This window comes from Mesorhizobium sp. CA10, assembly GCF_020165285.1.
Classification (GTDB): domain Bacteria; phylum Pseudomonadota; class Alphaproteobacteria; order Rhizobiales; family Rhizobiaceae; genus Mesorhizobium.
Map to the genome: position 1 here is coordinate 125,296 of NZ_JAIUHV010000001.1, position 25,382 is coordinate 150,677.

Consider the following 25,382-nt stretch of genomic DNA (forward strand, 5'->3'; position numbering starts at 1 on the left):
GCTCAGCTCCGGAACATAGCGCAGTCGCAAGGATGGTCGATCATGCGCTGCAATTCCTCGTCGAGATGCATGATGGTGATCGAGGCTCCGGCCATGTCGAGCGACGTGCAATAGGGGCCGACAAGGGTCTTGTGGACGACTAGCCCGGCGGCCTTCAGGCGTTCCGCGATCCGCGCGTTCAGGATATAGAGTTCCATCAGAGGCGTCGCGCCGAGCGAGTTGACCAGCACCGCGACACGATCGCCGGCCGGCGCCTTCATTTCCGCCAGGATGGCGTCCATGATTTCGTCGGCCACATCGTTGGCCTGACGCAACGGCCCGCGCCGCACGCCAGGCTCGCCATGAATGCCCATGCCGATCTCCATCTCGCCAACGGGAAGATCGAAGCTTGGCTTCCGCGTCTGCGGCAGTGAACAGGACGAGAGCGCCACGCCCATGGTGAAGGTGCGGTCGTTGGCGTGGCGGGCGATTCGCTCCACCTCGTCCAACGGCATCATCATGTCGGCGGCAGCACCAGCGGCCTTGAAGATGAACACGTTGCCGGCCACGCCGCGGCGCTTTTGCCGCTGGTCGCGCGGCGCCGACGCGATGTCGTCGGTGGTCAGCACCGTGCGTGCCTCAATGCCTTCCATCTCCAGCAATTCGGCAGCCATGTCGAAGTTCATCACGTCGCCGGCATAGTTGCCATACATGAACAGGACACCTGCACCGCCGCTCGCAGCCATCGCCGCGTCGACCGCCGGCTGCGGAGGGGGCGAGGCGAAGACGTTGCCGATCGCTGCGGCATCCGCCAGTCCCTTGCCCACATAGCCCAGGAAGGTCGGCTCATGGCCTGAGCCGCCGCCGATGACCAGCGCCACCTTCCCGGTACGCGGACCGTGTTTGGCGACGACCGCGCGCGGCGCGCTGTCCGGACGCCAGAGATGCTCGGGATGCGCGGCCATGATGCCAAGCAGCATTTCGTCGACCGCCGCATTGCCGTCATTGATCAGCTTCTGCGTCAGGCTCATTCGCACCTCCCTGCATCGTCGTCGGTCGTCAGACTAAAGCATGTCTCCCGAAAGTGGGAACCGGTTTCGGGACAAGGCATGTGTAAAATCAAAAAGCTAAAGCGCACGGAGCGAATCCGAGGACGCGACGCGCTTTGGAGCGTTTCGCGGCTGCGGGGAAACGGCCTTTTTCTGATACGGCCAACGGCCGCGAACGCAAGAGTATCGAACGTTCAGCGGGCGTTGTATTTGGCGTCGATCTGGTCGATGGCGGCGACATTGCCGGCCGACCGTCCTTTCGGATCGAATGTCTCCTTGAGGAAGGCATCGGCGATCGACTTTGCCAGTTCAGGTCCGATCACGCGCGCGCCCATGGTGATGATCTGGGCATTGTTCGACAGCGCGGCGCGTTCGGCGGAATAGGTGTCATGGGTGAGTGCCGCGCGGATGCCCGGCACCTTGTTGGCCGAGATGCAGACGCCAATCCCCGTGCCGCAGATCAGGATGGCGCGGTCATATTTGCCGCCCAGCAGGTCGCTCGCAACCCGTTCGGACAGATTGGCGTAGAAGGGGTCAGGACCGTCCTCGGTGCGCGACACTTCCGACACCTCGTGCTTGTCCTTCAGGTAATCGGCCAGAATCTTGGCCAGGCCTTCGCCGGCGCTATCGCCTGCTACCGCGAGCTTCATGATCGTCTCCTTCTAGAGTTTGGCCGCGCATCTGGACAGGATGTCGAGATAGCCCTCGACGGCCCATGCAGCGCGTCCGATGAACAACCCGTCGATATGCGGGCATGCGATGAGTTCGGCGCAATTGTCCGGGTTGACCGAACCGCCATAGAGGCAAGGGATGCGCAGGCCCAGCACATCCTCTGCGGTGGCGATGATCTCCGCCTGGCGGGCGTCGGCGTAGTCCGAGGTTGCCGGAATGCCGTTGATGCCGATCGCCCAGACCGGCTCGTAGGCGAGCAGGATCGGCGCGGTCTTCTGCGCGGCGCCGAGCCCGGAGAGTGCGCCGCGCACCTGCCTGGCAAGCACCTCGCTGGCAAGGCCGGCCTCGCGCTCGGCCAATGTCTCGCCGACGCAGATCAGCGGAATGAGGCCGTGGCGCGTCGCGGCTTCCGTCTTGAGGCCCACGGTTTCGTCGGTCTCGCCGAAATGCTCACGGCGCTCGGAATGGCCGAGCTCGACGATATCAAGATCGCAATCCCGCAGCATCACCGGCGAGATCTCGCCGGTCCATGCCCCTTCGTCGGCCCAATGCATGTTCTGCGCGCCGACTTTCACGGACGTATCCTCAAGCATCGCCTTGACCTCGCGCGCGGCGGTGAAGGGCGGGATGACGAAGCGTTGGATGCGCGGATCGCCTTGCGGATCGGCAAGCAGCCCGCCGGCGAAGGCCCGCGCCTCGGCAAGCGTCTTGTTCATCTTCCAACTCGTGCCGATCCAGATTTGCTTAGGCTGCGTCATGCGATGGTCAGTCCGTTTCGTTCACCAGAGCCCTGGCCGTCGACTCATCGGTGATGAGACCCTTCAACCGCGCGCTGTTGAGCACCGCGCGCACCGCCTCGATCTTCGACGGTCCGCCGGCGATCGCGATGATGCGGCTATCCGCCGGCCCGTCCAGATCGACAGCAAGCGTACGGGCGGTAAGCGTCGTTTCCAGCACCCGGCCGCGCGCATCGAAGAAGTGGCCGAGCATTTCGCCGACGCCGCCGACGGCGGTGATCTCACCAATCTCGCGCGGCTCGATCATGCCGGTCGCCACGAGCTGCGCGTCCGCATCCGCCGTGCCGATGCCGACGAATTTCAGCGTTGCCCGGTTCGACATCTCGAAGATTTCCCGCACGCCGCGCTGCGCCAGGAGCACTTCGCGGTCTTCCGCGGAATTGGCAAAGAAGGGCACCGGCATGACGTAGGCCTGTGCGCCGGTCTTTTCGGCGAGTCGGTGCATGACGTCGTGCGGATTGGCGGCATAGTTGCGGGTCAGTCCGCCGAGCAGCGAGACGAAGCGTACGCCGGCTGCCTCGAAGCGCGGCAACTGATGCACCGCGGCGGCGAGCGTGCGACCATGCCCGATACCGATGACCCCGTCTTCGCCGCGCTCCATCTCGCGACGCAGGAAACTGGCGCCCGCCAGCCCCAGCGCCCGCAGCGGCAAGCCTTCCTCGCCCAGATCCGGCGCAACCTCGCAGAGATCCAGCCCGAACCGATCGCAGAGCTGGTTCTCCAGCAGGACGCATTCGACGATCGCGCCGTCGATCGAGACTTTCACCACGCCGTCGGCCACCGCCCGGGCGATCAGACGATGCGCCTTCACCGAAGGCAACCCGAGCCGCTTGGCCACCTCGGCCTGAGTGAGACCGCCTGCATAGTGCAGCCAAGCGGCGCGGATCGCGAGCGACCCTTCCGCGTCCAGTTGACTAGGTCGTTTCAAAACATGCAGTCCTTTATCGCGCGTTTGGGTGTCATCGGCAGCCGGCTCAGATATTCAGGCTTTGCACGCCGGTATCGATATGCGGCGCCCAGAAAGCTATGCTCTCGGCGATCTGAGCGATGACCTGCCGATCCTCCGGCTCACGCTCCTTGAAACTCAGCTCCAGGCAGATCTCGTTCTCGACGGCGCCGCCTTCGGCCAAGGCCTGCAACAGCGGCTTGGGTTGGATGCGGCCCCTGCTGTTGAACGCGGCGGTGAAGGGGCGGTGTCCACCCTTGTCCATAAGGCTTTGTTTGATATGGATGATCGGCGACACTTTGGGCACCGCGCGCGCCCAGGCATAGGGATCGTAGTCGTCCGGATTGGCGCTGGTCACGTCGCCGTGGTCGATGTCGGCCATCATCCACATCGGCACCGCCATTTCGGCCCTGGTCAGCCTGTCCTGCAACTTGAGGCATTCGGCGATCGTCTGGCCGAACTCTCGCCCGATGCTCATCGGCTCCCAAAAAACGTGACGCAACCCGGCTGCCTTGGCGTGTTCGGCCACCTCCGCCCAGCAGTCGACGGCGATCCGGATCAGGTCCTCGCGACGGGCCGGATCGTCGTAGTCCTTGAAGGTGAAGATGGCGAACTGGGTGCCGACCGAGACGCCGCCCAGGTCGGCGATGATATCGGCGAAGCTCTTGAACCAGTCGACATAGTAACGGCGCACCTCGCCGTCGGGATGGCCAAAATGATTGAGCCGGCCATAGGGGCCGGTCATGCCGCTCGTGACGCGCACGCCGGTACGCCGCAGGGCCGCGACCATCTGCCTGGTCAGGCGCCGGGTCACCGACGCCGGCCAGCTCGGATTGATGAATTCATGCGTCAGCTGCAGGTCGCGCAGCCTGAGGTCGCGCGCGACGGTCTCGATGAGGTCGTCCGGATCGGCGAAACGGTTGACCAGCGGATTGGTGTTCAGGGAAAGCGTCAGCGCCATCACGCGGCCTCGGCCAGGCGCTCGGCGTCAAACCACATGGCGAAGGCGTCCCGTTCGGCCTCGGTGAGATGCAGGTGGTGCTTGGTGCGCCGCAGCAGGATGTCGGCGGGCGTGCGCGCCCATTCCCTGGCGACGAGATAGCGCACCTCCGCCTCGTAGAGCAGGCCGCCGTGATGACGTCCAAGGCCATCGAGCCCGGCCGCGTCTTTGACGAGGTCCCGGGTGCGCGCACCGTAGAGCCGCCCATAGTGATGGACGAGATTGCGCGGCATCCACGGATAGGTCTCGCGCAGACCGTTGGCGAAGGTCTCGTAGTCGGCATTGGGGATTTCGCCGCCGGGCAGCGGCGCGGTCTCGGTCCAGTCCCCGCCCATCTTCGGGAAAATATGCTTCAGCCGGTGCATACCGCGCTCGGCCAATTCGCGGAAAGTGGTGATCTTGCCGCCGAAGACGTTGAGCAGCGGCGCGCCGCCGCTCTCGTCGAGGTCGAAGACATAGTCGCGCGTCACCGCGGAGGGATTGCCCTTGCCGTCGTCGAACAGCGGCCGCACGCCGGAGAAGGAGTAGAGCACGTCCTGGCGCCGCAGCTTCTCCTTGAAATAGCGGTTCACCGCCGCAAGCAAATAGCCGATCTCGGCCTCGTCGGCCCTGACGTCCTCGGCGCGGCCGTCATAGGCGATGTCGGTGGTTCCGATCAGCGCCATGTTCCCCTCATAGGGATTGATGAAGATGACGCGCTTGTCGTGGTTCTGCACCAGATAGGCATTGGCGCCCTGCCAGAACTTAGGCACGATGATGTGGCTGCCTTTGACCAGCCGCACATTGCGCGATGAGTTCGATCCCGCGACACGGCCGATGACATCCGAAACCCACGGACCGGCGGCATTGACGAGGCAGCGGGCGCGAAAGACGCGCGTTTCCCCCGTCATCGCGTTTCTCACCGTCACCATCCAGGCGCCATTCTCGCGGCGAGCTGAGACGGCAGGCGAGCGGGTGAGCACCTCGGCCCCGCGCTCGGCGGCGCCGACAGCGTTGAGCACCACCAGCCGCGCATCGTCCACCCAGCAGTCGGAATATTCGAAGCCGCGCGTATATTGGTCGAGCAACGGCGTTCCTTCCGGATCGCGCTCGAGGTCGAGCGTGCGCGTGCCGGGCAGCCGCTTTCGGCCGCCCAGATGGTCGTAAAGGAACAGGCCGAGCCGCACCAGCCAGGCCGGCCGATCCCGCGGGCTGTGCGGCAGCACGAAGCGCATCGGCCAGATGATATGGGGCGCGGCCTTGAGTAGAACCTCGCGCTCGATCAGCGCCTCGCGCACCAGCCGGAACTCGTAATATTCGAGATAGCGCAGACCGCCATGCACGAGCTTGCCGGAGCGCGAGGACGTGCCCTCGGCAAGGTCGTCCTTTTCGCACAGCACGACCGACAGGCCGCGGCCTGCTGCGTCCCGCGCGATGCCGGCGCCGTTGATGCCGCCGCCGATGACGAAGAGGTCGACCGTTTTCGACTCAGGCCCCATCCTATGCTCCTTGTGGCGTTTCGGCTGCAGCCGTGTTGCGGCGCTGGGCGGCGAGCATGTCCCACGCTGGCCCCAGGGCATGGCGTGCCGCGCCGAATGCGGGAAACAGCCTGTCATAGACGCTGATCAGCGCCGGATCGGGCGCCTCGGCGGGCCCGAGCAGCGGCGTGACCCAATCGGCAATGCAGGCGCCCATGTCGGCGTAGGCGCCGATGGCGACCGCCGCCATCATCGCGCAGCCGGCGGCACCCGCCTCCTGGCGCGATGAGACGCGCACCGGCGCGTGAACCGCCGCCGACAGGATGCCGCGCAAACCTTGCGAGCGGGCCGCGCCGCCCGACAGCCGCAGCTCCGACGGCAGGTCGCCCATGGCAGCGTAGCAGTCGCGCATGGCAAGCCCCAGCCCCTCGATGACGGCACGCACCAAGCTCGGGTAGCGATGGTTGACAGACAGGCCGACGAAGCCGGCGCGGGCGTTGGCGTTGACGAACGGCCCGCGCTCGCCAGCCTCCGAAATATACGGGTGATAGACGATCTGGCCGGGTTGGCTGTCGCCGAGCCAGTGATCGATGCGGGCGACCAGATCGCGATGACCGGCCTCCTGTCCGAATTCCTTCAGCACATCCGCGGCAAGACCGAGAACCCAGTCGATGTTGAGCGTGGTCGCCATGTTGGTCTGGACCTGCGTCACCAGATCCGGAATCGGGAGGGTGATGACGTAACCGGAGCCCTCCTTGTTGAGGTGCACGGCGCCCGTCGGCACGGCACGCATGTGGACGCCGGTCGAGCCCACGATCGAGCAGGCGACATCCCCCTCGCCGCCGCAGACCCCGGCGCCGAGCGCGGTCATGACCATATCGACATAGCCGAGGCTGACGGGAGTGCCGGCTTTCAGTCCGGTCTCGGCCGCTGCGGCTGCCGTCAGCGGATGGGTCACCATGGTGCCGTCGATGATCTCGGGCAACAGCTTGCGCCGCCCGGAAAGGCCGAGCGCCTCGATGACGGCGTCGTCGTAGCGGCGGGTACGGAAATTGCCGAAGGTGAAACTTGACTCCGAAGGATCGGTGGCGCGCACGCCGGTCAGGTTCAGATAGAGCCAGTCCTTGCAGTGCAGCGCCACTTCGGCACGGTCGAGAAGCTCGGGCGCGTGGCGGTCCATATGGGCCATCTGACTGCCTTGCTGGCAGGTGTTGAGCCCGGTTCCCGTCGCCTCGAAACGGGCGCGGCTAAGCGGGCCGGCAGCCAGGCGCTCGACGGTGGGCGCCGCGCGGGCATCGAGCCACAGCCATGCGTCGGCGACCGGCGTGTCTTGCCGACCGACGAGCCAGGTGCCGTCGCCTTGCGCGGTCACCGCGAGCGCCGCGGTGCGCGCCACAAGGCTTTCAACCTTGTCGCCGAGCCCTCGAAGCGCAGCGGTGCAGTCGCGCCAAGTCTGGGAGAGCGACTGCGTCGCCGAACCGTCGGCGCCGGACGCGTACCGGTTCGGAACCGAAGCGGACGCGATCTGGCGGCCGTTCAGCTCGAAGGCGACCGCCTTGATCACCGACGTGCCGGAATCGATACCTATGATTACGTCAGCGCCGGCCACGGATCTCTCCGCTTCCGATGCGACGATGCCTGGATCGGCAACAGGGCAATGTCTGTCTCCTCCTGATTTTCCCGCCCGAAGCCACCGGCGAAGGGTGGCGCCGTTGCGCACTCCTCCGTAACGGCGCCTGCACTTCATTCTAAGTTATCACGGAAATAACACAATGCATGATTTTTTTTGCAGACAACGAAAATTTTTTCAGTTACGCTGATATCAGTCAGGAGGAACTCGACGATCCGCCCTCCGTTGTCTCCGGCAGGCGGACAGGAAAGCAGACAAACGGCGACCGGATGCTTCAGGCTTGTTTTCAACTTGCGCTGCAGCACAGTACGGCGTGCGCAATGGCTATATAAATCAATTGTTTACCTCTGATAAATTGGCCGCCGCGGCATGTTTCTGCCGTCATAGGATCAATCGAATGCGCGAGGCTGTTCCAGAGATGCCGGTTTGAAAATCGTATGGCTAAAAGCCCCTTTCGACGGGCCACTATCGGCACCGAAGCGGAATTCCGATCTATCATACTTGACGCAAAAGATAACACGAATATAACATAGCGGTCGTAGAATGGACGTCGATGCAGCGGGAGGAAGACGCCGCATCGCCGGTCAACGGTGGAGGAAATCGATGCAAGCAAGCGACCCGACCATGCGGCAGGCCTGCGTCGTGCATCCGCGACCATCGTTGCATCCCCTGCCCGCCTCGTTTCATCGTCGGCAAGGCTCTGAATGATGAACGCCATGTCGACCCCGAAGGCCCCCGCCGCGCCGCGCCGCAGTCTCACGATCGCGATCGGTCTCGGCGTCGTGGTCCTTGCCGCGATCGCGCTCGACACGAAGGTGGTCCGGATCGGATCGTCTGCCGACGTCGGCCAGGAGGCGTTTTCGCCCGACCGGTTCGGCGAAAAGGAGTTCCCGCGCATCCAGGCCTTCGTCGTCGAGCACGCCGTCAACGCCGCCACCTTCGGACCGGCGGTGATGGCCGACAAGAACGCGGCCGCCAAGCAATACGGAACCGCTTCGTCGACCGGCGCGATCATCCCGATCAGGCTAACGGCGGTGGCGGGCGAAGCGAAATCCGGCGTCTACGAGCTCAAGGCCGACGGCGTACCGGCCGACATCCATGTTCGGGTGCAGGCCGGCCCGGCCATCAACGGCACCGATCTGCGCGATGTGACCGGTGACATCGTCTTCGGCAAGTTCAAGAACCAGATCGAATACCAGGACGCCGGCTCGGGCATCAACCGCGCCATGAAGAAGGCGACCCTGGACGCTATCGACACCGCCGGCCTCTCCGGCAAGACGCTGGAGATCTTCGGCGTCTTCCGCCTTATCAACCCTAAGAACTGGCTGATCACGCCGGTGAAGGTCACCGTCAAATGAGCGACGCCGCGACCTCCCGGCCGGCCGGCGAAGTGATTCTGGCGGCGCGCAACATCGCCAAGTCCTACAACGGCGTGAGGGCGCTGAAGGGCGTCAATTTCGACATCCACCGCGGTCAGGTGACGACGCTGTTCGGCGAGAACGGCGCCGGCAAGTCGACGCTGATGAAGATCCTCTCCGGCGTGGTGCAGCCGACCTCCGGCGAGATCGTTCTCGACGGCCAGCCCATCGTGTTTTCCTCCTCCACCGACGCGCGGAACCACGGCATCTCGATCATTCATCAGGAGCTCAGCCTCGCGCCCAATCTGTCGGTTCGCGACAACATCTTCATGGGGCGCGAGATCACCGGCCCGACCGGCGTCAACTACGCCGAGGAGGAACGCCAGGTCCGCAGGCTGCTGGCGGAACTCGAGGAGGACATCGATCCACTCACCCCTGTCGAGGAACTGCGCCTCGGACAGCAGCAGATCGTCGAGATCGCCCGCGCGCTTTCGGTCGACAGCCGTATCCTCATCATGGACGAACCGACATCGGCGCTTTCCGCCACCGAGGTCGAGGTGCTCTTCAGCGTGATCCGCGACCTGACCGCCAAGGGGGTGTCGATCGTCTACATCTCGCATCATCTGGAGGAGGCGCTGCAGATCACCGATCATGCCGTGGTGCTGCGGGACGGCAACATGACCGCCTACGCGCCGCGCGCCGATATCGATCTCGAATGGATCGTGCGCAACATGGTCGGCGAGAACTATGATCTGGGCAGTCCGCCGATCGGCCATGATTTCGGTCCGGTCATGCTCTCGATCCGCGAACTGACCGTGCCGGATCCGGCCGGCGGCGGCTACAACGTCGTCGATCGCATGTCGCTCGACGTCAGGGCCGGCGAGATCGTCTGCATCTATGGCCTGATGGGGGCCGGCAGGACGGAACTGCTCGAGACCGTCGCCGGCAAGCTGAGTGCGACGTCCGGCGAGATCGTGCTCGAGGGCAAAGAGATTTCCCACCTCCCCATCGGCGAGCGCATCTCCCGCGGCCTTGCGCTCGTGCCCGAGGATCGCCAGCGCTACGGTCTCGTCCAGACGATGTCGGTCGGGCAGAATCTTTCGCTCGCCTCGATCATGGAATTCACGCGCGGGATCTTCACCTCGGTCAAGCTCGAGCGGGCGCTGGTCCAGAAATCGATCCGGGACGTGACGGTCAAGACCGATGGACCGGACGTGCCGATCGGGTCCCTGTCCGGCGGCAACCAGCAGAAGGTGGTCATCGGCAAGATGCTCGCCACCGGTCCAAAGGTCATCCTGCTGGATGAACCCAGCCGCGGCATCGACATCGGCGCCAAGGCCGAGGTGTTCCGGATTCTGGCTCACCACGCGGCGGCCGGGCAGGCCGTCGTGTTCACGACGTCGGAAGTCAACGAATGCCTGTCGATCGCCCACCGCATCATCATCATGCGGCGCGGGCGGATCTCGGCCGAGTTCACTTCGAACATCACCAAGGAAAAGATCATGGCCGCCTCGGGCGAGGCCGTGGCGGCCTGAGCGGAGCACGGGAAAGAACAATGACGCAACCGAGCGCCAATGGCATCTCTTCCCCGGCCGCGGCCGTGAGGGGGACGACAATCAGCCCTATCAAGCTCTTGCTGAAGGGCCGCGCCTTCTTCGCGCTGATCACCATCATCATCGTCTTCTCGTTTCTGTCGCCGAACTACCTCACCGTCTCAAACCTGCTGATCATGTCTTCGCATGTCGCCATCTACGGCATCCTGGCGATCGGCATGCTGGTGGTGATCCTGAGTGGCGGCATCGACCTGTCGGTGGGCTCGATCTTGGCGCTGTGCGGCGTGGTTGCCGGCGCGCTGATGCAGGGTGTCGAACTGACGCCGCTCGGTGTTATCCTGTTTCCACCTGTATGGGCGGTGGTCGTGCTGACCTGCGCGCTCGGCGCCTTGCTCGGCGCGCTCAACGGCATCCTCATCGCTTGGTTCAGGGTGCCCGCCTTCGTCACCACGCTGGGCGTCATGTACATGGCGCGCGGCATCGCGCTGCTGCAGACCAACGGCCTCACTTACAACAACCTCGCCGGCCGGCCGGAGCTCGGCAACACCGGTTTCGACTGGCTGGGCTTCAATCGGCTCTTCGGGGTGCCGATCAGTGTGCTGGTCCTGGCCGCCCTCGCCGTGCTGACCGGGCTGATGCTCAGCCGCTCCTCCTTCGGCCGCTGGCTCTATGCCGCGGGCGGCAACGAGAACGCAGCCGATCTGTCGGGCGTGCCTGTCAAGCGGGTCAAGATCACGGTTTACACACTCTCCGGGATCCTGTCGGCCATCGCCGGCCTGGTGCTCTGTTCGCAGTTGACGTCGGCCGGGCCGACCGCCGGCACCACCTACGAGCTGACCGCGATCGCGGCGGTCGTCATCGGCGGCGCCGCGCTGACCGGCGGCCGCGGCACGGTGCGCGGCACCATGCTGGGTGCCTTCGTCATCGGCTTTCTTTCGGACGGCCTCGTCATCATCGGCGTGTCTTCCTACTGGCAGACCGTATTCACCGGCGCCGTCATCGTGCTCGCAGTGCTCATGAACACCATCCAATACGGGGCCCGCGGCGTCCGACAGTGACGCCGCGCCCCGCCCAAGAGCTTCTCCGGGACCGCAAGGAGACTGTGCCGGAAAGAAGGCCGAGACAAATCGGCAACCGCAATCCGAAACCGCAATCTGTAGAGGGAGTGAGAGAAATGATCGATAAGACCAGAAGGATCCTGTTGGTCGCCGCCGCGGCGCTGCCGTTGATGGCAAGCCAATCCTGGGCGGCCGGCTTGATCAGCATCATCGTGACCGATCCGGCCAATCCCTATTGGCTCACCGAAGGCCAGGTCGCCAAGGCCACGGCCGAGAGCCTCGGCTACACCGCCAATGTCAGCGCCCACAAGGGCGACACCAACACCGAAAGCACGATGATCGACACCGCCATCACCAACAAGTCGGTGGCGATCATCCTCGACCCGGCCAATGCCGACGGTTCGATCGGCGCGGTCAAGAAGGCAATCGCCGCCAACATCCCGGTCTTCCTGGTCAACGCCGAGATCAACCAGGACGGTCTCGCCAAGGCGCAGCTCGTCTCCAACAACGCCCAGGGCGCCGCGATCGGCGCGCAGCAGTGGGTCGAGGCGATCGGTGACAAGGGCAACTATGTCGAGCTGTTCGGCAACCCGGCCGACAACAACGCGGCGACGCGCTCGAACGGCTACGAAACCGTGCTCACCCAGTATCCGGATCTCAAGAAGGTCGGCAAGGAAGTGGCCAACTGGGACCGCACCCAGGGCTACCAGAAAATGCAGTCATTGCTGCAGGCCCATCCGGACATCGTCGGCGTCATTTCCGGCAATGACGAGATGGCCCTCGGCGCCATAGCGGCGCTGAAAGAAGCCGGCAAGCTCTCCCAGGTGAAGGTCGGCGGCTTCGACGGCTCGCCGGACGCGGTCGCCGCCGTCAAGGCGGGCGAGATGCAGTACACGGTGCTGCAGCCGGTGGCGGTCTTCTCCGCCGAAGCCGTGAAGCAGGCCGACAAGTTCATCAAGACCGGCTCCACAGGTGCTGCCTCCGAGAAGCAGCTTTTCGACTGCGCCTTGATCACCAAGGACAATGTGGACAAGTACACCGGGCCGTTCACGCTCTCCCAGTGAACCTGCGGACTAGGGCGCGCGGCGTTGCGCGCCCCTTTTCCTGCCGCGCAAAGGCATTCGATGCGCAAAACCCTGCCCGCCCCCGAGGTGCCCGCTTGCCATCGGCGCCAGATATGCGAATGGCATCGGCAGGAGAGGCTTGGATGACAGATCGCGAGATTCGGCACGAGCAGGCCTTGAAGACCCTTGCCGGGGATCAGGTGCCCGCCGACAGCCGCCACGCGCGCCAGCTGGCGCGCCGCCGGATGATTGCCGAGGCCGTCATGGCCGAGGGCACGATGCGCATCGAGGATCTCACCGAGCGCTTCGGCATCAGCCTGATGACCGCGCATCGCGACTTGGACGAACTGGTCGAGAAGGGATTGCTGCGCAAGACGCGCGGCATCGTCTCAGCCGCCCCGACCAGCCTCATCGAATCGAGCGATGCCTACCGCTCGTCGCGCCAGGCGGCGGAGAAGCGCGCGATCGCGCAGGCAGCCGCGGCCTTCCTGGAACCTGGCCAGGCGATCTTTTTCGACGATTCCACCACCGTACTGCAGCTCGTCCCGCACCTTGCCGCGCGCGTGCCGCTGACGGCGATCACCAATTCCATCACCCTGATGAACGCGCTCAAGGACACGCGCGACCTGACGCTGCTCGGGCTCGGCGGCCAGTTCTACAACTGGTGCAATGCCTTCATGGGGCCGGTGACGGTCACGGAGATCCGGCGGCTGCGGGCCGATCGCGTCTTCATGTCAATGTCGGCCATCACCGACGGCATGGTGTTCCACCAGTCGCCCGAAATGGTCGAGACCAAGCGCGCCATGTTCGACAGCGCCGCCATGCGCATCCTGCTGGCCGATCACACCAAATTCGAGCGCCGGGCGCTGCATGCCATGTGCGCGCTGAACGAGTTCGACGTCATCATCGTCGATGAGGGAACCCCACCCCGGCAGGTCGAGGAGATGAAGGCTGGCGGCATGACGGTCGTCGTCGCCGCCGCGCGAAAAGAAGATGTTACAGTCGCCTGACTGTAACATCCGTTGATGTTAATTTCACATGATGCTATGCGAGAACCTCGGGAGATGTACGCGACGTGCATGGCGAGGAACGCATGCCCTGTCTGCTGGGGATCGATAGCGGCCTGACCGTCACCAAGGCGGTGGTTTTCGACGAGGCCGGCGCGCCGCTGGCCGTGGCCCGCCGCCGCTTGCCGCAGATCATCTCCGAACCGCGTCATGTCGAGCGCGACATGGACGAGCTGTGGCGCGCCGCTGCCGAGGCGATCGCCGAAGCGCTCTCCGGCTGCGGCAGACCGGCCTCGGACATTGCCGCCGTCGCCGCCACCGCGCATGGCGACGGGCTCTATATGCTGGGTCGCAACCGCCGGCCGCTCGGACACGGCATCCTGTCGCTGGACAGCCGGGCCGGAGACGTCGCCGCCCGCTGGCAGACCGACGGTACGGCCGCCAAGGCATTGTCGCGGACCGGCCAGACGCCGCACGCCTCGGCGCCATCTTCGCTGCTGGCCTGGATGCGCGAGCGCGAGCCGCAGCGCTTTGCCCGCATCGGCCATGTGCTTGCCTGCAAGGACTGGCTGCGCTTCTGCCTTACGGGAAGCCTGGGCACCGACCTCACCGAGGCCAGCACCTCGTTCACAGCCGTCGACAGCCAGGCCTACGCGCCGGACATCCTGCAGATCTTCGGTCTCGAAGCGCTCGGCGATGCGCTGCCGCCGGCGGCGCGGCCGGACGAGATCGTCGGAGCCGTCACGGCGCAGGCGGCCCGATCCACTGGCCTGCTTGCCGGCACCCCGGTCGTGGCCGGCCTGCACGACGTGACCGCTTCGGCGCTCGGCATCGGCGGCTATGGCGAAGGTGTAGTCGCGATAGTTGCCGGCACCTATTCGATCAACGAGACGGTCTCCACCGCGCCGCGCATCGACGCCCGCTGGTTCTGCCGCAACGGCTTGAAGCTCGGCGAATGGAACAACATGTCGATCTCGCCCGCATCGGCGGCGAATTACGACTGGTTTCTCGACACGCTGTGCGGTTCCGAGCGGGCGGCGGCCGAAACCGACGGACGCTCGATCCACACCATCGTCGGTCCGGAAATCGAGGCGGCGTTGGCGCGGCCCTCGACGCTGCTCTTCCATCCCTATCTGTTCGGCTCGCCGCATGGCCCGGCCGCCAGCGCCGGCTTCCTCGGGCTGCGCGGCTGGCATGACCGCGGCGACATGCTGCGTGCGGTGATCGAGGGCATCGCCTTCAACCATCGCGTCCACGTCGATGCGCTGCGCGAAGGTTTTGCCCCGCGCGAGGCGCGGCTGACCGGCGGCATTTCCCGCAACCCGGTCTTCGCGCACATCTTTGCCGATGTGCTCGGCATGTCGATCACGGTGACCGAGACGGAAGAAGCCGCCGCATGGGGTGCTGCGCTCTGTGCCGGCGCCGGCGTCGGCCTGTTCGCCTCGCCGCGGCACGATCCGCGCGACGTCGCAGCGCTTGGCCGCACCTACCGGCCCTCCCCCGAGCGCAGCGCTGCCATGGACAAGCGCTACCGGCTGCACTGCGACATCGCTGACCGGCTGGCGCAAGCCTGGCCGTCGATCGAAGCGCTGGCGGAAGGGGGGGAGCGATGAACGCGGACAATCGCCGGCAGGACATTGCCGACTATGTCATCCAGCATGGCGAGGCGCGCATCGACGAACTCGTGACGGCATTCGGCGTCTCGCGCATGACCATCCATCGCCACGTCGACGAGCTGGCGCGCCAGGGTGTGCTGCGCAAGCTGCACGGCGCGGTGAGCGCGCAGCCGTCCGGCGTCTATGAAAGCCTCTTCCGTTTCCGCGAGACGCATGCGGCGGCGGCCAAGCGGGCGCTTGCCCGCGCGGCCCTGGCCGAGATCGAGCCGGGTCAGGTCGTGCTGCTCGACGACTCGACCACCGCCAACGCGCTCGGCCCGCTGCTGCCGCAGATCGCGCCGCTGACCGTCGTCACCAACAGCCTGTCGCTGGCGGAGCAGCTGGTGGACAAGGACGAGCTGAAGCTGATCCTGCTCGGCGGCGAATACCATCCGACCTACAATGCCTTCATTGGCCATATCTGCGAGAACGCGCTGCAGAAGATCAGGGTCAATCTGCTCATCTGTTCCGCTTCGGCGATCGACAAGACGGCGACGCTGATCCAGGACCCGCAGGTAGTGCGCGTGAAGCAGGCGATGGCCGCGGCGGCCTCGCGCAGCGTGCTGCTCATCGATTCCTCCAAGTTCGGCAAGGTAGCGCTGCACCTGTTTGCGGACCTCACCGACTTCGACCTGGTGCTCAGCGACGACGGTCTTCCCGAAGAGGTCGCCGGCAACCTGAAGGCGGCCGGGGTCAATCTCAAGATCGTGCCGGTGCAATGACCGGGACGACACGCGATGTTGATGTCCTCATCATCGGCGCCGGCATCAACGGCGCCGGCCTGTTTCGCGATCTATGCGAACAGGGTCTCAAGGTCGCGATCGTCGACAAGGCGGATTTCGGTTCCGGCACCAGCGCCGCGCCGTCGCGGCTGATCCATGGCGGCATCAAATATCTCGAAACGGGTGAGCTGGGCCTCGTCGCGCAATCGACGCTGGAGCGCAACCTTTTGCTGCGCAATGCCCCGCATGCCGTGCGCCCGCTGCCGACCGTCATCCCGATCTTTTCCTGGTTGACCGGCATCGGAGCCGCGCTGCGCACCCTTTTCGGCAGCACGACCGCGCCGCGCAGCCGTGGCGCGCTGCTGATCAAGATCGGCCTTGCCATGTATGACTTCTACGGCGCCCGCCGCCGCGTCATGCCCCGGCACAGCATGTGGTCGAAGGCGCGGGCGCTGAGCGAGATACCGCCTTTGACACCGGGCATCGTCGCCGCCGGCACCTATTATGACGCCACCGTCCGTCATCCCGAGCGGCTGGTGCTTGAACTTCTCCAGGATGGCGTCAGGGCCAGCCCTCAATCTATGGCTCTCAACTACGCGCAGCTGCTGGGCAGCGACGGCAGCGTTGTGCGCTTCGCACTGCCCGATGGCGGCGAGTTTGGTTTCCGGCCACGCATCGTCGTCAATGCGGCTGGGCCATGGATCGACCATGTCAACGCGGCGCTCGGCGCGCCGTCTCGGCTGATCGGCGGCACCAAGGGCTCGCACATCGTGCTCGACCATCCCGAGCTGCTGGAGGCGCTGAACGGCCGCATGATTTATTTCGAGGCCAATGACGGCCGCATATGCCTGGTGTTCGACTATCTCGGCCGGGCACTGGTCGGCTCGACCGACACCCGCGCCGCCGATCCCGACGCGGTACGCTGCGAGGATGATGAAATCGACTATTTCCTGGCAAGCTTGCGCGAGCTCCTGCCCGGCCTTGCCTTTGGGCGCGAGCAGATCGTCTATGCCTATTCCGGCATCCGCCCGCTGCCGGCATCGGACGGCACTGCGCCGGGCCTGATCAGCCGTGACCACTCGGCGCCCGTCATGGAAAGCGAGGGCGACCGGACCTGGCCGATCATCTCATTGGTAGGTGGCAAGTGGACGACCTTCCGCGGTTTCGCCGAGGAGGTGGCGGACATGCTCTTGTCCAGGCTTGGCCAGCCCAGGCGGGTGAGCACGCAAAGCCTCGCCATCGGCGGTGGCCGCGACTTTCCGGCCGATGCAGCCGCGCATGCCCGCTGGATCTCCGCCGTCACGGCTGAGACAGGCGCGTCGCCGGCCCGCGCGGAAGCAATGCTCGACCGCTATGGAACGACGGCCCATGTCATTCTAGCGCACGAAGCTGGACGGCAGGCCGAACCGCTTGACGGCTCATTCGAATACACGCAGGCGGAAATTGATTGGTTGGCGCGCAACGAACGCGTCGTCCATCTGGCAGACATTGTCATGCGACGAACGGCGCTGGCGATCACGGGCCGGCTCAATCGCAGCAGCCTTGCACAAATTGCCGACACGGCAGCGGCCGCGCTGAAGTGGAACGCCGAACGGCTTGAGAGGGAGCTGGAAGCGACTTCAAAGGAACTCACGGAGCGGCACCGATTTTGCTTTGAATAGCCGAGTTTCCATTGACATTTGATTTCGGCGGTTGAGCCGGCTCTGACAGACGACGCTTAAATGTTCAACTAGCGCGGTGAGGACGAGACGGAAGGTCTGCCACTCGGCGGCGTACTCGGAGGGGCCGATCTCAACCAGGGTCACTCGCGCCTCTCAAAGCAAAAACCGTCCCTTAGACCGGGACGGTTATTGATTTATGATAGATTGGTTGCGGGAAGCGCGACCACCGGCATCGACATTCGCCAATCGTGTCGTGTCTGTCCTCTGTTTGAGTGCAGCCGTCCTCACCGTCGGACGAATTTGTCGCCAGTGCCACTTTCGCGCTGAGGCCGCACACCGGTACCAAGGGATCGAAGGTCTCGATTGGGGCCGAAGAACGAAACCCGCTGCCGGGAGGGCGACTGCGGTTGAGGTGCCATCAAGAACTGGTCGTCGCCCCCGCATTGAGCGGGATTCCGCAGGGGACAGAGCATCTCAGCAAAAATGCTGGAAACGGCTTCGTCCCTAGGACGGTGCCTGGCAAATTTTGACGACGCCAAACCGAAAGAATTGGCTATTGGCCGCCCCCGCTTCTCCCCCAATGCCGCTATCAGCGCCTGAAATTTCGAATATGAAACTGCTTTCCCGTAAGATCTCCGATTTCTGCCGCCTCCGTATCGCAGCGTTCTGCCGCCTCGTAAGGCTGAGCGCGTTCGGGAGTATATGCTGGATCTGATTGCACAGCATCGGCAGCCGCCCCGCAAGGTCCGTGTCTACGATTGGAATGAAATCGCCTCTCACTGCGCCGTCGACACAGACGCATTGGCCCACGCACGGAAAGCTATCGAGCCGGGGCTTGACGCTATTGCGCGCGCCCTGAAAGATCTGCCAATCCCTCCCCCCGATTGCCTCTGCACAAGTGCCCGGTCGGGCTCGAAGCGATAGGGCTAAACGATCACCCGGCCAGCCATCGATTGCTCAGCGCAGCGAGGCGCCGAAACAGGCGCCAGCTTCGCAAAAAGGCAATCGACAGAGCCTGGGTTGAAGCCACGCGTCATCGAGGGATTTCCGACGCCCCTCTTCGATCAATGGACAGGCAAGCCGCCGTCAACGATGACCATATAGACGGCGCCAATGAGATCGAAGCCACCTCATTTACCGATCCCGACCTGATCTCGGGCATGATCGACGCGCCGGCGATGCTCGCCATGGAAATGGTCGATCTGATCCGGTTTAAGACGGCAACCTTGACCGCCTTCGACCTTCAACGAAACGGCGTTTGGGGCGAAGAAACCGCGTCGCAGAAGATCGAGCATCTGGGTCTTGTGTTTGGAGCCTTGGCAGCTCATCCGCGAGGCGATGTTCGCGGCTACGGCGTCCCTACGCAACATCTCACATTCGGCCTACTGGTCTTTCCATCGGTCTGGGATTGGTACGTACAATGGCGGGAACGGCGGCGCCGATTCTACACCGCCTGGGAAATCGACATGCTGCGCACCTCGCTTGCTCTCACCCGCAAGGACACCGGTTGGCTTCGCCAGCATTCAAATCTCGCAGCGTGGCTCCATCCCATTGCCGGTCTAATCTCCCGCATGGACATCGATAGGGCCAAGGCTGACTGGGACGACGCTTGCGACGTCTATTTCAAACACGCTTTGTCACGTGTGAAAGAAATTCAGCGCGTTGCGCGAGTCCATCGCGATCCTTTTGAACCCATCATGCCGGTCCTGGAGGACCACAGCCCGGTCGGCGAGTATCGCAAGATCACTGAGGAGATTCTGCAGCTGATACCTGACGAACGCCTTCACCGGCGCCAGCTGCTGAAGCTGTGCGCTCGTTCTTGATGCTACGCTTGGGATTGCATTTAGGGGTTCGTCAAAGGAATCTTCGGCAGCTCATGGTTTGCGAGCGGGGCCATTTGCCGCGACCGGAACGCCAGCTCACCGACATGAAGTGCGGTAAAATCCGTTGGAGCGAACGCGACAAGGGCTGGGAGGTTTGATCCCGTCGGTTGCGCTCAAGAACGCCAGCTCATCCTATTTCGGCAACAAGCCATTCCGCCTGATCCTACCCAACCTTGGCGGCCTCTACGAAAAGATCCAAACCTATATCGATCGACACCGACGCGTGCTCCTCGCAGGAACCGATGACCCGGGCACTTCTTCGTCAAGACGGTGAGACGACGAGCAGGGATGCCAGCTACGATCAGAACACCTTCTACGAGGCTTGGCGGCTGACGATCCAGCGCTATGGGATTTACAATCCTTACACGAAGCGAGGCGCCATCGCCTGGCTTTTGCCACACGCACCTCATAATGTGCGCGACGCCCTGGCGACCCATATTCTAAAGCAGACGGGCTCCTACGAGCAGGCCAACTATGCCATCCAAGACACGCCCGACATGGTCGCTCAACACTACGGGCGCTTTCTACCCCAAGACAAGGCAGCACTCGCTGCGCGAATTCTGAACCAGGTTTGGAAAGCGGCGTGAGTCAGCCCGGACTCTTCGACCCGACGCCTCACGGACAGCTCTATTCGTACGCCTTCGCCGCACCCCACCGCACCTATCGATCAAAGCACTGTTCGGTCCAGAAGCTCTGAGTTAAGTGTTGCTGGTGCAATTGACAGAAGAAGGAAACTGGACAACCGGCACGACAATCGAGCAGGCCTGCCGAGCTAACCACCTGCTATGGCACACTAAAATCTGAGGATTTAACCCATTGATATTTATAATATGGTGGGCCCGGAGGGACTCGAACCCCCAACCAAGCGGTTATGAGCCGCCGGCTCTAACCATTGAGCTACAGGCCCCACGCGGGCTGGCTTAGTGTTTTTCTTGTCGTCGCACAAGGCTTTCGAAAGCTCTGGCGCAAAACGCCAAAATCAGCCCATATTCGCGCCGTAGAGCGGCCTGCGCCCATATGGCGCGAGAAAGGTCCAGCCCTTGCACCGCACTGCAGGAATCGGCGCCCTTTGCGGGTCGAGGCAGATGCGGCACGGGGGGGCGGACCGCAGACTTCGAGGAGTTTCATGACCAGACAACTTTTGCCCATCGCGCTCGCTGCCGCGGTCGCGTTCCCGGCGCTGGCGAGCGCCGCCGACATCCAGCCTCCGCCACGCATCATCGTGTCCGGCGAAGGCGAAGCGACCGTGGCGCCGGACATGGCGATCCTTTCGCTCAGCGTGATGCGCGAGGCCAAAAGCGCGCGCGAAGCGCTCGACGCCAACAACGACGCCATGGCGGCGGTGATCGCGGCGATGAAATCCGCCGGCATTGCGGAACGCGACCTGCAGACCGCCGGCATCCAGATCAACCCGCGCTACAACTACACCAACAAGGCCGACGGCAGCCAGGAAGCCGAGCTCGTCGCCTATCAGGTGACCAACACGCTGTCGGTGCGCGTGCGCGACGTCGACAAGACCGGCGAGATTCTGGACAAGGCGGTGTCGCTCGGCGTCAACCAGAGCGGCGGCATTGCTTTTACCAACGATAATCCGAAGGCCACGATCACCGAGGCGCGCAAGAAGGCCGTCGCCGACGCGATGGCCAAGGCAAAGACCCTCGCCGAAGCGGCGGGCGTCAGTCTGGGCAAGGTGCTCGAGATCGCCGACCAGAATGTCGCGCCGGTGCCGATGCCGATGGCGGCCAAGTCGTTCGATGCGGCCCGTTCGGCCGTCCCCGTGCAGGCCGGCGAGAATTCCTACAACGTCCAGGTCACGGTCACCTTCGAGCTGAGGTGACATCCGGCCCAGCCGCGGACATGCCGTTAGCAAAACGCCCCGCAGGATCATCCTGCGGGGCGTTTTCGAGCCGCGCCTCATCTTGAGGGGCTCAGCTACTCATAGGCGATCCTCGCAGAGGATCGTCCGCATAAGCGATCCTCGAACGGGATCGCCCTTTCAGCCTCAGCGATAGATGATCGGGCAGCCGCGCTCGTTGGCGAACACCACCACGACACGGTCGCCATACTGGCGACCTGCCACCTTCACTGTACGCCGGCTGATGTCGACGATGCGGGCGCGGTGCAGACCCATGCGCTCGGCCTTGTCGAGGGCGCGGTCCGGCGAACAGCCGCGCCAGTCGCGGTCGCGGCGCCAGTCGCGGCGATAACCGTCATCGTCGCCGGTGTAGATGCCGAAACGCGGGTCGTGCCTGTCCCCGAAACCGAGATAGAGGCTGTCCGCATGTGCCGGAATGGCGGTCAAAGTGCCAAGCCCGACAAGGGCCGAAAGGGCTGCCGTCCTGATCGTGTTGAACATCGTCTTCTCTCCTTATTGTGGGCTGTCGCCCGTAGAACCGATGATTGGAAAATGCCCTTTTGCGTCTGAACCTTCCGCGAACCGGCCATTCATGTCTGGTTCATATAAGCGCGAACCCGCCAGGGTTCGTCGCTCGTAAGTGCGTAAAAGCGAGGCCCCTCAGGTTTCTAAACGCGAACCCGCAGGTTTCGTCGTTCCTCGTCAAAAGCGCCTCGTCAGCGTTCGTCATCTAGAGGCGAACCCGTCAGGGTTCGTCGTCCAGACGCGAACTGCTAAGGTTCGTCGTCCAATATATAATCAAAATAATCGTCCGGGTCGGCCAGATCGGTCTCCTTGGCCTTCACCCGGCCCCGGATCGAGATGCCGGCCTCGTGCACGGTCTCAGCGCTTCCCGAAACAAGTCTGTGCCACCAGTAGAGATCATGGCCCTCGGCGATAAGCCGGTAGGCACAGGTTTTTGGCAGCCAGGTGATGGTGCGCACATTCTGTGGCGTCAGGCCGACGCAATCGGGCACCCGCGCCAGGCGGTTTGCATAGTCGGAGCAGCGGCAGTTCTCGGCGTCGAACAGCCTGCAGCCCACGCTTGTCCAGAAGATCTCGCCCGTATCCTCATCCTCGAGCTTGGACAGGCAGCATTTGCCGCAGCCGTCGCAAAGCGATTCCCATTCGGCCGGGGTCATCGCCTCAAGCGTCTTGGTTTTCCAGAATGGCGCGGTCATTTGGCTGGATTTGGCCCTCCGCGGTCTTCCGGTCAAGCGCTGTGTGGCGGCGACCCAGTATCAACATTAGAAAAACACGAAATTGCCTTCAAAAGGCCGGCCAGGCATCCTTGGTTGGCGCCAATGCCTGACGGAACCAATTATGGTTGATGAAAGTTTGGGCAGGGATGGGACCCCATTAGGAGAAATCGATATGAAACGCCAACCACGGATTCTGGCGGGCACGGCAATCGGCCTGCTTATGGCATCCGCGCCGTTGGGCGCGTACCCGCTGCAGGGGGGTGTCGCTTCCGGCGGCCTGCACGGAGCGCCGCTCGTGCTGGCTCAGGCCGCTTGCGCCGAAGGCCAGTCGGCCGAAGAATGCGCGCAAGGCGGAGCCGAACAGCCGCGGAGAAAGAAGCGCGAGCAGCAGCAAAGCGAATCTGCGCCGGCCGAACAGGCCGCGCCCGCCGAATCCGAGCAACAGCCGCGCAAGAAGCGGCACGAGCAGCAGCAGACGGAGGGCGCCCAGTCCGGGGAAGCTGCACCGGCCGAGCAGCAGTTCAAGCCACGCAAGAAGCGCGACCAACAGCAGCAGATCGAGGCGGCACCCGCCGACCAGGGCGGCCAGCCTGCGGCCGACGAGCAGCAATTCAAGCCGCGCAAGAAGCGCGATCAACAGCAGCAGATCCAGGCAGCACCCGCCGACCAGGGCGGCCAGCCGGCGGCCGACGAGCAGCAATTCAAGCCGCGCAAGAAGCGTGACCAGCAGCAGCAGATCGAGGCTGCACCCGCCGACCAGGGCGGCCAGCCCGCGGCCGAGGAACAGCAGCCGCGCAAGAAGAAGCGCAACCAGCAGCAGATCGAAGCGGCGCCAGCCGACCAGCAGCCGGCGGAACAGGTCGCGCCTGCCGCCGGCGACCAGCAGCAAGGCAACCTGGGTCGCAAGAAGCGCAAGCACGATCAGCAGCAGACTGAGGGTGCGCCCGCAGGCCAAGCCGGCGAGCAGGTTGCCCCGACCGAACAGACTGCTCCCGCCAACGACAACCAGCAAGGCGGCAATCAGCTCAGGAAGAAGCTTAAGCAGAACCAGCAGGGTGAGACCGCCCCGGCCGAGCAGACGCAGACCAACGAGCCGGCCAAGAAGCGGGCGCCGGCAGGTGAGCCCATGCCGCAGGCCCAGCCGCTGCAGAATGGCGAGCAGCCAGCCCAGGGCGAACAGGCCCAGGACAACAAGAAGCGTGGCAAGAAGCCGAACGCGGAACAGCCCGCGACGGGTGAACAGCCCTCGACAGGTGAACAACCCGCGACCGGCGAACAGCCACAGACCGGAGAGCAGACAAAGACCGGCCGCAAGCCCCTCACCGGCGAGCAGCAACCCGCAACCGGCGAGCAGCCGGCCAATGGCAATCAGCCGGCGACCAACAACCAGCCTGCCAATGGCAACGCCGCGCAGGGCGAAACCGCCAATCCGAACGAGGCGCCCGTCCTGGACAGCCAGAAAGATGCCATGCGCAAGCACCGGGGCCGCAACGACAACGGCCAGAGCGGCGGGGCCCAGACCGGTGGCGCTCAAATCGAAAATGGCCAGGCCGGCAACGGCCAGAACGCCAATCAGGCCAGACAGCAGCAAGGTGGCGAGCAGGCGCAGAGGCCGGCTCCGGTCGATCAGGGGCCGCCGCCCACCGACGACAAGTCGGCGCAGCAGGCGATCAAGTCCGAAAAGATCGTCCCAGTGGACCAGGAGAAAGGCAAGCGGATCGAGCTTACGCCCGAGCAGGTTGTCCGTGAGCGCCGCCGGCCGCAGGGTGCCGACGTGGTGAAGCAGTTCGGCGACCGGGTGATCCTTCAGTTCAACAACCAAACATTCGTGGAAAGCAACGAAGCTCCTCGCATCACCCGCGGCGCCAGGGATGTTTACTACGAGGATCTTTCGGGCGGCCGCACCCGCGAAATCGTGGAGCGCGACAACGGCGTCAGGATCATCACCATCCGCAACCGTAATGGCGACGTCATCCGGCGATCTCGCGTTACATCGGATGGCCGCGAATACGTGCTGAGCTATGTCGACGAGCGCTACTATAACGACGTCGACGAGTGGCGCGATCCCGGCGACGACCTGCCACCGATGCGGCTCGACATCCCGCGCCGGGACTACATCCTGGATTCGGAGGAAGTCGAGGATCCGGACGAATATTATACCTTCCTCGAGCAGCCACCTGTGGAAAGGGTGCAGCGTCTCTACTCGATCGACGAGGTCAAGCGCTCGGCCCGCGTGCGCGACATCGCCCGGCGTATCGACCTCGACACGCTGAACTTCGATTTCGGCTCGGCCACCATCTCCGACACCGAGGTGCAGAAGCTCGAAGGCGTGGCCACCGCCATGGAAAAGCTTCTGAAGAAGAACCCGGCCGAGACCTTCCTGATCGAAGGCCACACCGATGCCGTCGGCACGCCGGACGCGAACCTCGCTCTGTCGGATCGCCGCGCCGAGGCGGTGGCCGAGGCGCTCACCAACGCCTTCGGCATCCCGGCCGAGAACCTCACCACGCAGGGCTATGGCGAGGAGTATCTCAAGGTGAACACGCCCGGTCCGAACCGCGAGAACCGGCGTGTCGCCATCCGCCGCATCACCTCGCTGGTGGCGCCGGTGGCGAGCAACAGCGAGCAACAATGAGCGTTTGATTTCAAGATCCTGCCCGGATCTGCAGAATCAGCGCGCAAGACGGGCCCGTCCCCTTCGGACGGGCCTTTTTTCCTTACCGGCTCAAGAAGAATTGTCCTGCCTGGCCCGGCTGCTCATTGAATCGCCGTATTGCGGCACCCAGATTCCAAAC

The 25,382-nt window shown here is 64.2% G+C and carries 19 protein-coding genes, 1 tRNA gene and 1 pseudogene; 11 read left to right on the forward strand and 10 right to left on the reverse strand.

Annotated features, from left to right (window positions below; translation table 11 throughout):
- Positions 1-2: 2 nt before the first annotated feature.
- The 7 genes from LB535_RS00530 to LB535_RS00560 form a co-directional block, all read right to left on the reverse strand.
- Positions 3-1,010, reverse strand: coding sequence for a dihydroxyacetone kinase subunit DhaK (locus LB535_RS00530; RefSeq protein ID WP_224630799.1), 1,008 nt, complete (start codon positions 1,008-1,010; stop codon positions 3-5).
- Positions 1,011-1,222: 212 nt separating this feature from the next.
- The gene (locus LB535_RS00535; protein ID WP_224528619.1) at positions 1,223-1,678 is read right to left on the reverse strand and encodes an RpiB/LacA/LacB family sugar-phosphate isomerase; all 456 of its coding nucleotides are present in this window, start codon (positions 1,676-1,678) and stop codon (positions 1,223-1,225) included.
- A 12-nt stretch (positions 1,679-1,690) separates the two neighbouring features.
- Positions 1,691-2,458 (reverse strand): triose-phosphate isomerase, encoded by a 768-nt coding sequence (locus LB535_RS00540; protein WP_224630800.1) that lies wholly within the window; start codon positions 2,456-2,458, stop codon positions 1,691-1,693.
- A 7-nt stretch (positions 2,459-2,465) separates the two neighbouring features.
- The gene (locus tag LB535_RS00545; RefSeq protein ID WP_224631172.1) at positions 2,466-3,407 is read right to left on the reverse strand and encodes a sugar-binding transcriptional regulator; all 942 of its coding nucleotides are present in this window, start codon (positions 3,405-3,407) and stop codon (positions 2,466-2,468) included.
- A 64-nt stretch (positions 3,408-3,471) separates the two neighbouring features.
- The gene (locus LB535_RS00550; RefSeq protein ID WP_224630801.1) at positions 3,472-4,404 is read right to left on the reverse strand and encodes a sugar phosphate isomerase/epimerase family protein; all 933 of its coding nucleotides are present in this window, start codon (positions 4,402-4,404) and stop codon (positions 3,472-3,474) included.
- Positions 4,404-5,921, reverse strand: a complete 1,518-nt coding sequence (locus LB535_RS00555; protein WP_224630802.1) for a glycerol-3-phosphate dehydrogenase — start codon at positions 5,919-5,921, stop codon at positions 4,404-4,406. Before LB535_RS00555 ends, LB535_RS00550 begins: the two co-directional genes overlap by 1 nt.
- 1 nt (position 5,922) lies before the next feature.
- On the reverse strand, positions 5,923-7,509 hold the full coding sequence (locus tag LB535_RS00560; protein WP_224630803.1) for an FGGY-family carbohydrate kinase: 1,587 nt from the start codon (positions 7,507-7,509) through the stop codon (positions 5,923-5,925).
- Between the two features lie 728 nt (positions 7,510-8,237).
- Here LB535_RS00560 and LB535_RS00565 point away from each other — a divergent pair.
- The 9 genes and pseudogenes from LB535_RS00565 to LB535_RS29020 all read left to right on the forward strand — a co-directional run.
- Positions 8,238-8,888, forward strand: a complete 651-nt coding sequence (locus LB535_RS00565; RefSeq protein WP_411969518.1) for a DUF2291 family protein — start codon at positions 8,238-8,240, stop codon at positions 8,886-8,888.
- Complete coding sequence (locus LB535_RS00570; protein ID WP_224630805.1) at positions 8,885-10,423, forward strand: sugar ABC transporter ATP-binding protein; 1,539 nt, start codon at positions 8,885-8,887, stop codon at positions 10,421-10,423. The genes LB535_RS00565 and LB535_RS00570 overlap by 4 nt, the downstream gene beginning before the upstream one ends.
- Before the next feature lie 20 nt (positions 10,424-10,443).
- A complete protein-coding gene (locus LB535_RS00575) occupies positions 10,444-11,499 on the forward strand; it encodes an ABC transporter permease (RefSeq protein WP_224630806.1) in 1,056 nt (351 codons plus the stop codon).
- Positions 11,500-11,615: 116 nt separating this feature from the next.
- A complete protein-coding gene (locus tag LB535_RS00580) occupies positions 11,616-12,563 on the forward strand; it encodes a D-ribose ABC transporter substrate-binding protein (protein ID WP_224517250.1) in 948 nt (315 codons plus the stop codon).
- Between the two features lie 143 nt (positions 12,564-12,706).
- Entirely contained in the window at positions 12,707-13,573 is an 867-nt protein-coding gene (locus tag LB535_RS00585; protein ID WP_224630807.1) for a DeoR/GlpR family DNA-binding transcription regulator, read from the forward strand.
- Between the two features lie 83 nt (positions 13,574-13,656).
- Complete coding sequence (locus LB535_RS00590; protein ID WP_224630808.1) at positions 13,657-15,183, forward strand: FGGY-family carbohydrate kinase; 1,527 nt, start codon at positions 13,657-13,659, stop codon at positions 15,181-15,183.
- Positions 15,180-15,947 (forward strand): DeoR/GlpR family DNA-binding transcription regulator, encoded by a 768-nt coding sequence (locus LB535_RS00595; protein WP_224630809.1) that lies wholly within the window; start codon positions 15,180-15,182, stop codon positions 15,945-15,947. Before LB535_RS00590 ends, LB535_RS00595 begins: the two co-directional genes overlap by 4 nt.
- A complete protein-coding gene (locus LB535_RS00600; RefSeq protein WP_224630810.1) occupies positions 15,944-17,608 on the forward strand; it encodes a glycerol-3-phosphate dehydrogenase/oxidase in 1,665 nt (554 codons plus the stop codon). Before LB535_RS00595 ends, LB535_RS00600 begins: the two co-directional genes overlap by 4 nt.
- Before the next feature lie 1,127 nt (positions 17,609-18,735).
- A pseudogene (locus LB535_RS29020) lies at positions 18,736-20,078 on the forward strand (hypothetical protein); the annotation flags it as partial.
- 244 nt (positions 20,079-20,322) lie between these two features.
- On the opposite strand, the gene LB535_RS00610 reads toward LB535_RS29020, so the two are convergent.
- Positions 20,323-20,398: transfer RNA gene (locus tag LB535_RS00610), tRNA-Ile, on the reverse strand.
- A gap of 219 nt (positions 20,399-20,617) precedes the next feature.
- Here LB535_RS00610 and LB535_RS00615 point away from each other — a divergent pair.
- On the forward strand, positions 20,618-21,328 hold the full coding sequence (locus LB535_RS00615; protein WP_224630811.1) for an SIMPL domain-containing protein: 711 nt from the start codon (positions 20,618-20,620) through the stop codon (positions 21,326-21,328).
- Between the two features lie 165 nt (positions 21,329-21,493).
- Here LB535_RS00615 and LB535_RS00620 read toward each other — a convergent pair whose 3' ends face one another.
- Both LB535_RS00620 and LB535_RS00625 read right to left on the reverse strand, forming a co-directional pair.
- Entirely contained in the window at positions 21,494-21,847 is a 354-nt protein-coding gene (locus tag LB535_RS00620) for a hypothetical protein (protein ID WP_095766645.1), read from the reverse strand.
- A 272-nt stretch (positions 21,848-22,119) separates the two neighbouring features.
- Positions 22,120-22,566, reverse strand: coding sequence for a YcgN family cysteine cluster protein (locus LB535_RS00625; protein WP_095766643.1), 447 nt, complete (start codon positions 22,564-22,566; stop codon positions 22,120-22,122).
- 82 nt (positions 22,567-22,648) lie between these two features.
- Here LB535_RS00625 and LB535_RS00630 point away from each other — a divergent pair, with 82 nt between their 5' ends.
- The gene (locus LB535_RS00630) at positions 22,649-25,222 is read left to right on the forward strand and encodes an OmpA family protein (RefSeq protein ID WP_224630812.1); all 2,574 of its coding nucleotides are present in this window, start codon (positions 22,649-22,651) and stop codon (positions 25,220-25,222) included.
- The last annotated feature ends 160 nt before the right edge of the window (positions 25,223-25,382 follow it).